Genomic DNA, 12,907 nt, shown 5'->3' on the forward strand with positions numbered 1-12,907 from the left:
GCTCCGCCGCCGCCGCCGCGCCGGTAAGCTCGGCGCGTGGAGTATCACCACGTCGCCGGACCGCGCGGCGATCTGCCAGCCGCGGGCCTCGAGCGCCGGCACCAGGGGCGTGGACGACGCGAGCACGGCGTAGCGTGCCCGGCTGCGCTCGAGCAGTGCCGTCCAGCCCGGCCCGGCGGCAAGCAGCTGCTGGCCCGCCTCGATCTCCCCGAGCGTGTAGGTGTCCAGGTAGCCGTGCATGCCGATGTCGAGGTCGGGGTGCCGCCAGAGCAGGTACCCTCCCTCGGTCCACTCGTCGAGCACCACGGTGCCGTCGGGCACCGCGTCGAGGGCCCGGTCGATCTCCGGGTAGGGCGCGGCGGTGACCGTCGTGCTGGGCAGCACCACCGCCAGCAGGGCGAGCAGCCCGGCCGCCGCACCGATCAGCGTCCGGCGCTCCCGTCGGGTCACCGGGCGCCGCCGGGTGGGCAGCACCGACTGCAGGGCCGAGGCCAGCAGCGGAGCAAGCACGATGGCCGCGGTGGGGGCGGTCCGCGCGGAGTACACCGCCCATGCACAGGCCAGCAGCAGGAACAGCGTCTCGGTCCAGCTCACGGCAGGGCCGCGCAGCCGGATCAGGAGGTAGCCGGCGACCATCGCGACCAGGACCAGCTGGTGCGGGCTGAGGAAGTCCGGTCTGCTCCACTCCGGGATGTAGTCGGAGCGCTCACCGACCGCGACGACCGCCCGGTAGAGCGCCGGACCGACGGGGGTCAGCCCCGCGGCGACCAGCGACCCGGCCACGACGGCGGCCTCCCGGGTGGCCCGGCGGACGGTGGTGGAGCGGTCCAGCAGCCCACCGGTCACGGCCACCGCGCCGATGACCAGCGCGACCGGCCACATGCCGTGGCACATGGCCCACAGCCAGGTGAGCGGGACCAGCCACCAGCGCACCCGGCCGTCGGCCCGGGTGCGCAGCCAGGCGTCCACCGTCACGGCGGTGAACAGGTAGCTCAGCACCTGGGGGCGGCCGGAGAGACCGCCCGCGGCCACGCCCGCCACGAGCAGGGTGACGGTGGCCGCCACGAGCAGCGAGGCCCGGTGCCGGCAGGCGACGAGGACCGCCGCGGCGAAGCCCATGATCTGGGCGGTGGTGAGCCAGCTGACGCCGGCCATGCCGAACCACGTCTCGGCCTGCGCCATCACCACCTGCGGCAGCCACTGGGTGGGGGTCCAGGGCGCGGTCGCCAGCGAGCTGACGGTCCCGGGGTCCCGGAGCGGCCAGGGGCCGAGGAACTCGTGCCCGAACCGGAGGTGGAAGAGGGTGTCGGCGTTGGTCACCGGGGTCAGCGCGTTGCGCAGCAGCACCGCCCCGAGCCCGGCGAGGAGGAGGTAGGGGACGATCCTGCCGACCACCGACTCGGCGGTCGTGCCACCCGCGGCGCTCTGGTCCGACACGGCGTCACGATCTCACGGGTGGGCCCCGCGCGCGGGGGATCCGGGCAACTCGGTCAGCGCCGAGCCCGGGCGCTGGCGTAGAGACAGACGGCCGCCGCGGTGGCGAGGTTCAGGCTCTCGGCGCGACCGTGCAGCGGGATGCGGACCCGGTGGTCGGCCAGCGCGGCCAGGTCGGTCGGGAGGCCCCACGCCTCGTTGCCGAAGAGCCAGGCGGTGGGGCGGGCCAGCAGCCCGGTGTCGAGTGCGTCGTCGAGGTCGACCTCCCCCGACCCGTCGGCGGCGAGCACGGTGAGCCCGGCACCGTGGGCGGCGTGCACGGCCGCCGCCGGGTCCGGGGTGACCGCCAGGGGCAGGTGGAAGAGGCTCCCCACGGTGGCCCGCACGGTCTTGGGGTTGTAGGGGTCGACGGAGTGGCCGGCCAGCACCACCGCGTCAGCGCCGGCGGCGTCGGCACAGCGGATCACCGTCCCGGCGTTCCCCGGGTCGCGGACGTCGGCACACACCGCCACCAGCCCGGGCGCGACCGTGGGGGCCAGCACCTCGGCCAGCGGACGGTCCAGGAACCGGCACACCGCGACGACGCCCTGCGGGTGCACGGTGCCGCTCAGCGAGGCCAGGGCGTCGTCGGCGACCACGGTCCACCGGGGTGACGCGGCCGCCAGCCCGGCGTACGTCGGGGCGGCCTCGGCGGTCGCGAACACCTCCACGACGCAGGCCGGGACGGTCAGTGCCTCGGCGACCGCCTTGGGCCCCTCGGCCAGGAACAGCCGGCGGTCGGCCCGGGCCGACCGCCTGGCCAGGGCCCGGGCCTGCTTGACGCGGGTGTTGCCGCGCGAGAGCGGCGCGGCGGCGGCGGTCAGGACGCCTGTGGGGCGTTGACGTCCTCGGGCAGCGCGGCGCGGGCCGTCTCGACCAGCGCGTTGAAGGCAGGGGTGTCGTTGACGGCCAGGTCGGCCAGCACCTTGCGGTCGACCTCCACCCCGGCCAGGTTCAGGCCCTGGATGAAGCGGTTGTAGGTCATGCCCTGCGCGCGCGCGGCGGCGTTGATCCGCTGGATCCACAGCCGGCGGAAGTTGCCCTTGTTCTTGCGGCGGTCGTTGTAGCTGTAGACCAGCGAGTGGGTGACCTGCTCCTTGGCCTTGCGGTACAGCCGGGAGCGCTGACCGCGGTAGCCGCTGGCGCGCTCGAGGGTGGTCCGGCGCTTCTTCTGGGCGTTCACTGCGCGCTTGACGCGTGCCATGGTGGTACTCCTTGTTGCTCTGGGTGGGGCTGGTCAGCGGCCGAGCAGCCGACGGGCCCGCTTGGTGTCGGCCTTGGCGACCTCGGTCGTACCGGCCATCCGCCGGGTCATCGTCGAGGGCTTCTTCTCGAGGTTGTGGCGCAGACCGGCCTTCTGGCGGCGGATCTTGCCCGACCCGGTCACCCGGAAGCGCTTGCTGGCACCCGAGTGCGTCTTGTTCTTCGGCATCGTGGTTCGACTCTCTTCTCGTGCGTGGTCTCAGGCCTCGATCTCAGGATCGAGGTTCTCGGAGCGTCCGCGCTCCTTCTTCTGTGCGGCCGGGTGGGCGGCGTTGGCGGCGCTGCGCTCGGCCCGCTCCACGGCGTCCGCGGCGGCCCGCTCCGCGGCTCGGGACTCCTTCTCGGCCTTGATCTCCAGCTTGGCCTCGGCCTTCTTCTTCAGCGGCGCGAGCACCATGATCATGTTGCGGCCGTCCTGCTTCGGCGCGGACTCCACGAAGCCCAGCTCCGTGACGTCCTCGGCCAGGCGCTGCAGCAGCCGGAACCCCAGCTCGGGACGGTGCTGCTCGCGGCCGCGGAACATGATCGTGATCTTGACCTTGTCGCCGGCCCGCAGGAACCGGACCACGTGACCCTTCTTGGTCTCGTAGTCGTGGTGGTCGATCTTGGGACGAAGCTTCATCTCCTTGATGATCACGTTGGTCTGGTTGCGGCGTGCCTCACGGGCCTTCTGGGCGTTCTCGTACTTGAACTTGCCGTAGTCCATGAGCTTGCACACCGGCGGCCGAGCCGTCGGCGCCACCTCGACGAGGTCCAGGTCTGCCTCCTGGGCGAGCTTGAGGGCCTCGTGGGTGGGCACGATGCCGACGGTCTCGCCGTTGGGTCCGACGAGCCGGACCTCGGGCACCCGGATCCGGTCGTTGATGCGCAGGTCAGTGCTGATGGGTCCTCCTGATTGACAGCGTGGCCGGAACCCCTGGACGTTCTCCGGCGAACCTGCCGGAGAACGAAAAAGGCTTCCACTTGTCCAAGCGGAAGCCAGTCGCCCGGTAGGGCTTCGGGACCGAACCCGACGACCTGCGGCGGTCGGTGCGGGTGGGAGACGAACTGGCCGGCTCCGCTTGGGAGATCTGCCCTCCCACCGCGCGGGCGCGCCGGGCTGACAGATCGGTCAACGCCGCATCGTAGCGGATCATTCCGGCGCCGGCCGAATCCAGGCCGTGCGCTCCCCCAGCCGGGCCAGCGTCCAGCCCTCGGCCACCCCGACCAGGTCCTCTCCCTGCACCACCAGGCTGGTCGGGCCCGCCGGGTCGACCAGCAGCGCCACGGCACCCTCGCTGCGCGCGGTCTCGGCGGCCGTCCGGGTGGACATCGGCAGCGGCCTGGCCTGCTCGTTCCACCGGCGCAGCGGGCCGAGCCCGGTGAAGGCGACCAGCGCCCGTCGCCCGTCCTCGCGCTGGACCAGCGCCGCGGCCATCGCGGTGGCTGCGGGTGCGTGCGGGTGGTCGTGGTGGGCGTGGTCGTGCTCGGGGAAGGTGTCGGCCGGCACCTCGAGCACGGCCAGCAGCAGCCGGCTGCGCTGCAGCGCGTGCAGGGCCACGGGGTAGGAGCGGGGGTCGGCGGCGTACCGGTCGAGAGCCTCGGCGACCTCCGCCGGCACAGCTCCGGTGTCGTCGCCGAAGCCGGTCTGCGGGTCGGGCACGGGATCGATGATCCCACCCCGGCGGTCACCGTGCGTGTGGGACCCTGGGGGTGTGGGCTACTACCTCGACCCGGTCCTGTGGGCGCTGGCGATCACGCTGTCGGCGATCGCCGGGATCTGGGCGTTCTTCGCCTTCCGGCGGCGCGGGCTGGCCGCCGGCCTGCGTGGGGTGGCCTGGATGCTGCTGCCGTTCGCGGCGCTGTTCACCGGAACGCTGACGCTGCTCCTGCGGATCGTCGACGCGGTCACCGCGTGGGCCGCTCGGCTGGTCCTCAACCCGATGATGTGGGGCGGGCTCCTCCTGCTGGGGCTGTCGGTCACGCTGTTCGTGGTGGCCAGGCTGCTGTCGGCGCGCGCCCCCCGGCAGCCGGTGGCCGGGGCACCCGCGCGCCGAGCCGGGTCCGCGGTGCCGGCCGACCCGGTGGACCCCGAGATGGCGGAGATCGAGGCGCTGCTGCGTAGGCGCGGGATCTCCTGATGGCCCATTCCGCGGTGGACCGCAACCAGCTCTGGCTGCGGCTGAACAAGGCGGTGCGTGCCGCCGGGCCGCTGTCGACCCCGGTCTGCGTCGTCGACCTCGACGCGTTCGAGGCCAACGCCCGGGACCTGGTCCGCCGGGCCGCCGGGAAGCCGGTGCGGGTGGCGAGCAAGTCGTTGCGGGTCCCCGCCCTGATCCGGCTGGCGCTGCGGGTCCCCGGCTTCCGGGGCGTGCTGGCCTACACGCTCGCTGAGGCCCTGTGGCTGCACGACCGCGGCGTGAGTGACGACCTTCTGGTCGCCTACCCCACCACGGACCGGGCGGCGCTGGAGCAGCTGGTCCTGTCCCCCTCGGCGGCCGCCGCCGTCACCGTGATGGTCGACAGCCCCGCGCACCTGGACCTGGTCGACTCCGTGCGGTCCTCCACGGCCGTGCCGGTGCGGGTCGCGCTCGACATCGACGCCGGGCTGCGGATGGGCGGCCAGCAGGTCGGGCCGAAGCGGTCACCGCTGTACGACACCCAGGACGTGCTCGAGCTGGCCCGCGAGGTGCGCGACCGGCCGGGCTTCCGGCTGGTCGGCGTGATGACCTACGAGGGGCAGGTCGCCGGCGTCCCCGACGAGGTGCCCGACCGCAGGGCCCGCTCGCTGGTGGTGCGCCGGATGAAGGCCGCCTCGATGTCGCAGCTGCGGGTGCGCCGGCAGGAGATCGCCGACGCCCTGGCCGGCGAGGTGGAGCTGGAGTTCTGGAACGCCGGCGGCTCCGGCTCGGTCGCCGAGTCCGCGGCCGACCCCAACGTCACCGAGGTCGCCGCCGGGTCCGGGCTGCTCGCCCCGGCGCTGTTCGACCACTACCAGTCCTTCCGCCCGCACCCCGCGGCGTACTTCGGGCTCCCGGTGACCAGGCGCCCCTCCGCGCAGGTCGCGACCGTCCACGGTGGCGGGCTGGTCGCCTCCGGCCCCGCCGGTGCCGACCGGCTCCCCGTGCCCTGGGCACCGCCGGGCCTGCACCTGACCGGGCTCGAGGGTGCGGGAGAGGTGCAGACGCCGCTCACCGGGCACCCGGCGGGCCTGCTCGCCGTGGGTGACCTGGTGTGGTTCCGGCACGCGAAGTCGGGCGAGCTGTTCGAGCACGCGAACCTCGCCCACCTCCTTCGCGCAGACACCTTCACCGACTCCGTCCCGACCTACCGTGGCCTCGGCCAGGTCTTCTGACGCCCTCCGGGCGGAGGCCCCCGCTGCGCTGGCCCTCGGCCGCTGCCTGGCCCGGCCGGCCACGCTGGTCACCGGTCGGCTGCTGTGCGTGGACGGCCCGGCCGGGTCGGGCAAGACGACCCTGGCCGAGGCGGTCGTGACGCTCGCACGCGAGCGCCTGGCCGCGGTCACCCTGCTGCACCTGGACGACCTCTACGAGGGATGGGGCGGACTCGAGGGGGTGGGTCCTCGGCTCCGCGACGACGTGGTCCAGCCCCTGGCGGCCGGCCGGCCGGGGCGCTACCGGCGCTGGGACTGGGCGGGCGACCGCTGGGCGGAGGAGCACGTCGTGGACCCGGTCGACCTGCTGGTGCTGGAGGGGGTCGGCGCGGGGGCGCTGGAGTACGCCGACCGGATCGGCCTGCTGGTGTGGGTCGAGGCACCCCGGGCGCTCCGCCTCGCCCGGGGGATCGCCCGCGACGGCGCCGCGCTGCGACCCCGGTGGGAGGCCTGGCTGGACGCCGAGGAGGCGCACCTGGCCCGTCAGCGCACCCGGGCGCGGGCGGACCTGGTCGTGGACGGCGCCGGCCCGGGCCCGGTCACAGCTCCTTGACCAGCAGCAGCCCCGGTCCGCTCCAGCTGGCGACCCGGCCGGCGAGCGGCGTGAAGCCTCGCGCGGCGTAGAACGCCCGGGTCCGCTCGTAGCACTCGTCGTGGCAGGTCGGCCCCAGCGTGTGCACCTCCAGGACCCGCACGCGGTCGGCGCGCAGGTCGGACTCGATGCGACCGAGCAGCAGCGTGCCCACCCCTCGGTCCTGCCAGGCCGGGTCGACCGCGAGCAGGACCAGCTCCACCGTGGAGGCGAACCGGCGGTCCACCAGCCCGACGCCGACGGTGCGGCTGCCGGCACGGACCAGGTAGCTGTCCAGCCGTCCGGCGTCGACGACGAGCTCGGCGACGACCTCCTCGGACTGGAACCAGCCCGGCAGCGCCCGGAGGATCCGCTCCACAGCCTCCGGGTCCCGGGCGCAGTCCACAGCGAGCCCGGCGCGAACGGCATCCACACCGGCACCCTAGCCGGGTGTGGGAGGCTGGCGGCGTGGTGTGGCCGACCGGGGACCAGTTCGAGATCGAGGGCGGCGGCTACCGGGCCGCGGTCACCCAGTCCGGCGCCTCCCTGCGCAGCCTGAGCTTCGGGAGCCGGGCGCTGGTGGACGGCTTCGCCGTGGACCAGATCCCGGCCCGGGGGCGCGGCCAGCTGCTCGTGCCCTGGCCCAACCGGATCCGCGACGGGGCCTACGAGTTCGCCGGCCGTCACCTCCAGCTGCCGCTCAGCGAGCCGGCGCGCGCCAACGCCGCGCACGGGCTGGTGCGGTGGGCGAGCTGGGCGGTGGAGGAGCACACCGCGCACTCCGTCTCCCTCGTCTACCGGTCGATGGCCCAGAGCGGGTACCCGTGGACGCTGGACCTGCACGTGCTCTACGACCTCAGCGCCGACGGGCTCACCGTGACGCTCACGGCCACCAACCTGGCGCCCTCCGCCGCGCCGTACGCCGCCGGTGCCCACCCGTACCTGGCCGTGGGCCCTGGCCCGGTCGACGGGCTGGAGCTGACCCTGCCCGCGGCCAGCCGCCTGGTCACCGACGACCGGATGCTGCCGGTGGGCAGGGTGCCCGTCGACGGCACCGACTTCGACTTCCGGGTCACCCGCCCGGTGCGCGGCACGGTGTTCGACCACGCGTTCACCGACCTGACCCGCGACCCCTCCGGCCGGGTGAGCGTGCTGCTGCGCGACCCGCGCACCGGGGCCGGGGTCGCGCTGTGGGCCGACGAGCGGCACCGGTGGCTGCAGGTCTACTCCGGCGACGACGCCGGGGAGACGGCTCGGCGCTCGCTCGCGGTCGAGCCGATGACCGCCCCGCCGGACGCGTTCGGCAGCGGTGAGGACCTCGTCGTCCTCGCGCCCGCCGGGTCCCCGGGGGACGAGCACTGCGCCTCATGGGGCATCCGTGCGCTCGAGTGAGACCCGCCCGGGACGCGTCAGCGGTCCAGCAGGGACCGTAGCTCGCTGACCGCGGTGCGCGCCCGATGCCCGTCGGAGCCCTGGATCCCCATCGCCGGAACCGACGTGCCGTCGGACAGGTCGAGGGTCGCCCAGGGCGCCCCCGCCGGGAGGCTCACCGCGACCACCTGGGGCCAGGTGAACTCGCGCCGCCGGTAGCCGTTGACCACCACCAGGCGGTCGGCGGAGGCCGTGACCCGGCAGCGCATCAGGGCGTGCATCGCGGCGGCCGCCATCAGGCCGAACCCGAGGAGAGTCAGCCGCTGGCCGATGGTCACCGCGGCACGGACCTCAGGGTCGAAGTTGAACCACATCACCAGGCACACCAGCAGCAGCATCGCCCCGAAGAAGCCCCCGGCCAGGCGGACGCCGAGCGGGCGCCAGGTGTGGGGCAGCCCGAGCGGCGGAGGGGTCTCAGAGTCGGCAGGCATGGATCTCCGTGAGCAGGATGCCGCGGGCGCCGAGCTGGAAGAGCTCGTCCATCAGCCGCTGCGCCCCGGCGCGAGGCACCATCGCGCGGACGGCGACCCAGCCCTGCCGGTGCAGCGGGGAGACGGTCGGGCTCTCGATGCCCGGGGTGAGCGCCACCGCCGCCGCGACGTTCTCACTCGTGATGTCGTAGTCCATCATCACGTAGCTGCGGGCCACCAGGACGCTCTCGACGCGGCGGCGGAACACCTCGAAGCCGTCCGGCAGCCCGCTGCCCGCCCGGCTGATCAGCACCGCCTCGGACTCCAGCACGACCTCGCCGAAGGTCTCCAGGCCGGCCCGGCGCAGCGTGCTGCCGGTCTCCACGACGTCGGCGACGACGTCGGCGACCCCGAGCTGGACCGAGCTCTCCACCGCCCCGTCCAGCCGGGTCACGGTGGCCTCGACGGCCCTCTCCTCCAGGTAGGCACGCACGATGCCGGGGTAGGAGGTCGCGATCCGCCGGCCGTCGAGCTGGGCGACGTCGGTGAAGGCGCCCTCCGGTCCGGCGAACCGGAACCGGGACCGGCCGAACCCGAGCGAGAGCACCTCCTCGGCCTTGGCCCCCGAGTCCAGGAGCAGGTCGCGGCCGGTGATGCCGACGTCCAGGGTGCCCTCCCCGACGTACACCGCGATGTCGCGGGGGCGCAGGTAGAAGAACTCGACACCGTTCTCGGTGTCGGTGAGGGTGAGCTCCTTGGCGTCCTGCCGCTGCCGGTACTCCGCCTCGCGGAGGATCTCCGCGGTGGCCTGGGCCAGTCCGCCCTTGTTCGGGACGGCGACGCGCAGGAGACGGGAGGTGGTCATGGCTTCCTTCACAGGTGGGTGTAGACGTCGTCGAGGCTCACGCCGGTGGCCAGCATCAGCACCTGTGCGTGGTAGAGCAGCTGGCTGATCTCCTCGGCAGCCCGCTCGGGACCCTCGTGCTCGGCGGCCATCCAGGACTCCGCGGCCTCCTCGACCAGCTTCTTGCCGATCGCGTGGATGCCGGCGTCGAGCTGGCGGACGGTGCCCGACCCCTCGGGCCGGGTCCGGGCCCGGTCGCTGAGCTCCTCCCAGAGCTGCTCGAACGTCTTCACGGGCGTCAAGCCTAGGCGCTGCCGGCGCGGAGGGCGCGCAGCGTCCGCGCCGTGGCCAGGGCCGCCGCTACCGCCTCGTAGCCCTTGTCCTCCTGACTGCCGGTCAGCCCGGCCCGGTCCAGGGCCTGCTCCTCGGTGTCGCAGGTGAGCACCCCGAACCCGATCGGCACCCCGTGGTCCAGGCCGACCCGGGTGAGCCCCTGGGTGGCCGCGTCGCAGACGTAGTCGAAGTGCGGGGTCCCGCCGCGGACCACCACGCCGAGGGCGACGACCGCGTCGTACCCCTGTCCGGCGAGGGCGGCGGCCACCACGGGCAGCTCGAAGGTGCCGGGAACCCGGACCACGGCCGGGTCGGTGACCCGGTGGGCCGACAGCGCCCGCCGCGCCCCGGCGACCAGTCCGTCCATGACCACCTGGTGCCAGCTGGCCGCCACCACGGCCACCCGCAGGTCGCTGGCGTCGAAGGGTTCCTGGGTGGGTGCTCCGGCACCGCTCATCGTTCGACTCCTCGGGTCAGGTCGTGGTCCGGCCGGTCGAAGCTGTCCAGGCCGGGCAGGTCGTGGCCCATCCGGTCCCGCTTGGTCTGCAGGTAGGCCAGGTTGTGGTCGTTGGGGTGGGGGGTCAGCGGCACCCGCTCGGCCACCGGCACGCCGAAGTCCTCCAGCGAGGTGGTCTTGGCGGGGTTGTTGGTGAGCAGCCGGACACTGCCCACCCCCAGGTCACGCAGGATCTGGGTGGCCGTCCCGTAGTGCCGCGCGTCGGCGGGCAGCCCCAGGTCGAGGTTGGCGTCCACCGTGTCGCGACCGGCATCCTGGAGCGCGTAGGCCTGCAGCTTGGCGACCAGGCCGATGCCGCGGCCCTCGTGCCCGCGCAGGTAGACCACCACGCCCCGGCCGGCCGCCACGATCCGCTCCATCGCCTCGTCCAGCTGGGCGCCGCAGTCGCACCGGTGGCTGCCGAAGACGTCGCCGGTGAGGCACTCGGAGTGCACCCGGGTGAGGACGGGCTCGGGACCCGACACGTCGCCGTGCACCAGCGCGATGTGCTCGCTCTGGTCGATGGTGACGCGGTAGCCGTAGGCGGTGAACTCACCGTGGTCGGTGGGCAGCCAGGTGACCGCGACCCGCTCGGCGTGCAGCTCGTGGCGGCGGCGGTAGCGGACCAGGTCCTCGATGGAGATCATCGTCAGCCCGTGCTCGTCGGCGAAGGCCCGCAGCTCCGGACCGCGCTTCATGGTCCCGTCGTCGTTGACGATCTCCACCAGCACCCCGGCCGGAGTCAGCCCCGCGAGCCGGGCGAGGTCGACGGCCGCCTCGGTGTGGCCGCGCCGGACGAGGACGCCGCCCTCCCGGTAGCGCAGCGGGAACACGTGCCCGGGGCGGGTGATCTCCCGCGGCTCGGTGGCCGAGTCGGCCAGCACTTTCACGGTGCGGGCCCGGTCCGCGGCGGAGATGCCGGTGGTCACGCCGTCGCGCGCGTCGACGGAGATCGTGTACGCCGTACGCATCCGGTCGCGGTTGTGCGGGGTCATCAGCGGGATCTCGAGCCGGTCCAGCATCGCCGCGGGCATGGGCACGCAGATCACGCCGCTGGAGTAGCGGATCGTGAAGGCCATCAGCTCGGGGGTCGCCTTGGACGCCGCGAAGATGATGTCCCCCTCGTTCTCGCGGTCCTCGTCGTCGACGACGACCACCGGCCGGCCGGCGGCGACGTCCGCGATCGCCTGCTCCACACTGTCGAGCCGGACAGCACCTGGGTCGCTCATCGTTGCGCTCCTCCGCCTCCGAGCAGCCGCTCGGTCTCGCCGCCGAGCAGCCGCTCGACGTACTTCGCCAGCACGTCGACCTCGAGGTCGACCCGGTCGCCGGGCTGCCGGAAACCCAGGGTGGTGCCGGCAAGGGTCTCGGGGATCAGGGAGACGGTGAACGTCTCGGCCCCGTCCGCACCGGGTCCGACGCGGACCACGGTGAGGCTCACCCCGTCGACCGTCACCGACCCCTTCTCCACCAGGTACCGGCCCAGACCCTCCGGCAGCGCGATCTCCACGACCTCCCAGTGCTCGCTGGGCCGACGCGACACGATCGTGCCGACACCGTCCACGTGCCCCTGCACCAGATGCCCACCCAGGCGCGTGGCCAGGGTCACCGCCCGTTCGAGGTTCACCCGGTCCCCGGGGGCCAGCTCACCGAGCGTGGTCCTGGCCAGGGTCTCGGCCATCACGTCCGCCGTCCAGGTGCCCTCCCCCAGGTCGGCCACGGTGAGGCAGCAGCCGTTGACCGCGATCGAGTCACCCGGGCCGGTCCCCTCGAGCACGGAGCCGGCCCGGACGGTCAGCCGCACCGCGTCGTCCTGCTGCTGCAGGCTCTCGACGATCCCGAGCTCCTCGACGATTCCGGTGAACATCAGTCGTCCTTCCCAGGGGTCAGGGTGAGCCGCACGTTCCGCCCGGGCCCCTCCCCCAGCACGGTCACGTCCTCGACCCTCAGGGCGAGGGCGTCGGAGATCGTGGTGATGCCCAGGTCGCCCACGGCGCTCCGGCCGGCCCCCAGGAGCATCGGCGCCACGTACGCGACGACCTCGTCGACGACCCCGGCCCGCAGGAACGCCGCAGCCAGCGTGGGCCCGCCCTCGAGGAACACGTGCTGCCGGTCACGGCTGTAGAGGTCGGCCAGCGCCTCTCGCGGGTCGCGCGTGCGCAGGTGCACGGTCTCGGCGCGGTCGTTGAGGATCCGCCGCCGGGGGTCGAGGTCCCGCCGCCCCATCACGGCCCGCAGCGGCTGGCGTGGGACGGGCTCGTCGTCGGCGTCGCGGACCGTCAGCTCGGGGTCGTCGACCTCGACGGTCCCCGTCCCGACCAGCATCGTGTCGCACAGTGCGCGGAGCCGGTGGGTGTCTCGCCGGGCCGCCGGTGAGCTCACCCAGCGGCTGGTCCCGTCGGCGGCGGCGCTGCGGCCGTCCAGGGTCGCCGCGAACTTCCAGGTGACGTAGGGACGTCCGTGCTCCACGGCGAAGGTCCAGACGCGGTTGAGCGCCCGCGCCTGCTCGGCGAGCAGACCCGAGTCGACGTCGACGCCCGCAGCGGCGAGGGCGGCGCCGCCTCCCGCGGCGACGGGGTTGGGGTCGGTCTGCGCGAACACCACCCGGCGTACTCCCGCGGTGATCAGGGCCGCGCTGCACGGGCCGGTGCGGCCGGTTGGGTGGCAGGGCTCCATGGTCACCTCGGCGGTGGCGCCCGCGGCCGCCGGCCCG

18 protein-coding genes are annotated in these 12,907 nt (G+C 74.0%); 4 read left to right on the plus strand and 14 right to left on the minus strand.

Features of this window, described 5'->3' with window-relative positions:
- From PLP61_RS09380 to PLP61_RS09405, 6 genes are all read right to left on the minus strand, one after another.
- Window positions 1-1,437, minus strand: a 1,437-nt coding sequence (locus tag PLP61_RS09380; protein WP_324502370.1) for a hypothetical protein, incomplete at its 3' end; no start/stop codon positions are given.
- 53 nt (window positions 1,438-1,490) lie between these two features.
- Complete coding sequence (locus PLP61_RS09385; RefSeq protein ID WP_324502399.1) at window positions 1,491-2,297, minus strand: TrmH family RNA methyltransferase; 807 nt, start codon at window positions 2,295-2,297, stop codon at window positions 1,491-1,493.
- Entirely contained in the window at window positions 2,294-2,677 is a 384-nt protein-coding gene (gene rplT / locus PLP61_RS09390) for a 50S ribosomal protein L20 (RefSeq protein WP_324502372.1), read from the minus strand. Before rplT ends, PLP61_RS09385 begins: the two co-directional genes overlap by 4 nt.
- 33 nt (window positions 2,678-2,710) lie before the next feature.
- Window positions 2,711-2,905: a 50S ribosomal protein L35 gene (gene rpmI, locus PLP61_RS09395; RefSeq protein WP_324502374.1), complete on the minus strand. Its 195-nt coding sequence runs from the start codon at window positions 2,903-2,905 to the stop codon at window positions 2,711-2,713.
- A gap of 30 nt (window positions 2,906-2,935) precedes the next feature.
- Entirely contained in the window at window positions 2,936-3,583 is a 648-nt protein-coding gene (gene infC / locus PLP61_RS09400; RefSeq protein WP_502889005.1) for a translation initiation factor IF-3, read from the minus strand.
- 285 nt (window positions 3,584-3,868) lie between these two features.
- Window positions 3,869-4,378 (minus strand): SseB family protein, encoded by a 510-nt coding sequence (locus PLP61_RS09405; protein ID WP_324502376.1) that lies wholly within the window; start codon window positions 4,376-4,378, stop codon window positions 3,869-3,871.
- Window positions 4,379-4,430: 52 nt separating this feature from the next.
- Here PLP61_RS09405 and PLP61_RS09410 point away from each other — a divergent pair, with 52 nt between their 5' ends.
- The 3 genes from PLP61_RS09410 to PLP61_RS09420 are packed head-to-tail and all read left to right on the plus strand — an operon-like array spanning window position 4,431 to window position 6,662.
- The gene (locus tag PLP61_RS09410) at window positions 4,431-4,856 is read left to right on the plus strand and encodes a hypothetical protein (protein ID WP_324502377.1); all 426 of its coding nucleotides are present in this window, start codon (window positions 4,431-4,433) and stop codon (window positions 4,854-4,856) included.
- Window positions 4,856-6,070: an amino acid deaminase/aldolase gene (locus PLP61_RS09415; RefSeq protein ID WP_324502379.1), complete on the plus strand. Its 1,215-nt coding sequence runs from the start codon at window positions 4,856-4,858 to the stop codon at window positions 6,068-6,070. Before PLP61_RS09410 ends, PLP61_RS09415 begins: the two co-directional genes overlap by 1 nt.
- On the plus strand, window positions 6,048-6,662 hold the full coding sequence (locus PLP61_RS09420) for a uridine kinase family protein (protein WP_324502381.1): 615 nt from the start codon (window positions 6,048-6,050) through the stop codon (window positions 6,660-6,662). The genes PLP61_RS09415 and PLP61_RS09420 overlap by 23 nt, the downstream gene beginning before the upstream one ends.
- Here the strand turns inward: PLP61_RS09420 and PLP61_RS09425 are convergent.
- Complete coding sequence (locus PLP61_RS09425; protein WP_324502383.1) at window positions 6,649-7,113, minus strand: GNAT family N-acetyltransferase; 465 nt, start codon at window positions 7,111-7,113, stop codon at window positions 6,649-6,651. The genes PLP61_RS09420 and PLP61_RS09425 overlap by 14 nt on opposite strands.
- A gap of 17 nt (window positions 7,114-7,130) precedes the next feature.
- Between PLP61_RS09425 and PLP61_RS09430 the strand changes: the two genes are divergently transcribed.
- Window positions 7,131-8,072 (plus strand): aldose 1-epimerase family protein, encoded by a 942-nt coding sequence (locus tag PLP61_RS09430; protein WP_324502384.1) that lies wholly within the window; start codon window positions 7,131-7,133, stop codon window positions 8,070-8,072.
- A 17-nt stretch (window positions 8,073-8,089) separates the two neighbouring features.
- Here the strand turns inward: PLP61_RS09430 and PLP61_RS09435 are convergent, their stop codons facing one another.
- From PLP61_RS09435 to ribD, 7 genes are all read right to left on the minus strand, one after another.
- Entirely contained in the window at window positions 8,090-8,542 is a 453-nt protein-coding gene (locus PLP61_RS09435) for a PH domain-containing protein (RefSeq protein WP_324502385.1), read from the minus strand.
- The gene (hisG, locus tag PLP61_RS09440) at window positions 8,526-9,386 is read right to left on the minus strand and encodes an ATP phosphoribosyltransferase (RefSeq protein WP_324502387.1); all 861 of its coding nucleotides are present in this window, start codon (window positions 9,384-9,386) and stop codon (window positions 8,526-8,528) included. The genes PLP61_RS09435 and hisG overlap by 17 nt, the downstream gene beginning before the upstream one ends.
- An 8-nt stretch (window positions 9,387-9,394) precedes the next feature.
- Window positions 9,395-9,658 carry a phosphoribosyl-ATP diphosphatase gene (locus PLP61_RS09445; RefSeq protein ID WP_324502389.1) on the minus strand — a complete coding sequence of 88 codons (264 nt, stop codon included), beginning with the start codon at window positions 9,656-9,658 and terminating at the stop codon, window positions 9,395-9,397.
- Between the two features lie 11 nt (window positions 9,659-9,669).
- On the minus strand, window positions 9,670-10,155 hold the full coding sequence (gene ribH / locus PLP61_RS09450; RefSeq protein WP_324502391.1) for a 6,7-dimethyl-8-ribityllumazine synthase: 486 nt from the start codon (window positions 10,153-10,155) through the stop codon (window positions 9,670-9,672).
- Window positions 10,152-11,423 (minus strand): bifunctional 3,4-dihydroxy-2-butanone-4-phosphate synthase/GTP cyclohydrolase II, encoded by a 1,272-nt coding sequence (locus PLP61_RS09455; RefSeq protein WP_324502393.1) that lies wholly within the window; start codon window positions 11,421-11,423, stop codon window positions 10,152-10,154. Before PLP61_RS09455 ends, ribH begins: the two co-directional genes overlap by 4 nt.
- Complete coding sequence (locus PLP61_RS09460) at window positions 11,420-12,061, minus strand: riboflavin synthase (RefSeq protein ID WP_324502395.1); 642 nt, start codon at window positions 12,059-12,061, stop codon at window positions 11,420-11,422. The genes PLP61_RS09455 and PLP61_RS09460 overlap by 4 nt, the downstream gene beginning before the upstream one ends.
- Window positions 12,061-12,907: bifunctional diaminohydroxyphosphoribosylaminopyrimidine deaminase/5-amino-6-(5-phosphoribosylamino)uracil reductase RibD (ribD, locus tag PLP61_RS09465; protein WP_324502397.1), on the minus strand; the 847-nt coding region annotated here is incomplete at its 5' end. The genes ribD and PLP61_RS09460, both read right to left, overlap by 1 nt.

The sequence above is a fragment of the Nocardioides sp. genome (assembly GCF_035429765.1).
GTDB lineage: Bacteria > Actinomycetota > Actinomycetes > Propionibacteriales > Nocardioidaceae > Nocardioides.

Coding starts and splice junctions, on each gene's coding strand:
- rpmI (WP_324502374.1), bottom strand. CDS start 2,905: ATGCCGAAGAACAAGACGCACTCGGGTGCCAGCAAGCGCTTCCGGGTG.
- hisG (WP_324502387.1), bottom strand. CDS start 9,386: ATGACCACCTCCCGTCTCCTGCGCGTCGCCGTCCCGAACAAGGGCGGA.
- PLP61_RS09435 (WP_324502385.1), bottom strand. CDS start 8,542: ATGCCTGCCGACTCTGAGACCCCTCCGCCGCTCGGGCTGCCCCACACC.
- PLP61_RS09415 (WP_324502379.1), top strand. CDS start 4,856: ATGGCCCATTCCGCGGTGGACCGCAACCAGCTCTGGCTGCGGCTGAAC.
- PLP61_RS09455 (WP_324502393.1), bottom strand. CDS start 11,423: ATGAGCGACCCAGGTGCTGTCCGGCTCGACAGTGTGGAGCAGGCGATC.
- rplT (WP_324502372.1), bottom strand. CDS start 2,677: ATGGCACGCGTCAAGCGCGCAGTGAACGCCCAGAAGAAGCGCCGGACC.
- ribH (WP_324502391.1), bottom strand. CDS start 10,155: ATGAGCGGTGCCGGAGCACCCACCCAGGAACCCTTCGACGCCAGCGAC.
- PLP61_RS09460 (WP_324502395.1), bottom strand. CDS start 12,061: ATGTTCACCGGAATCGTCGAGGAGCTCGGGATCGTCGAGAGCCTGCAG.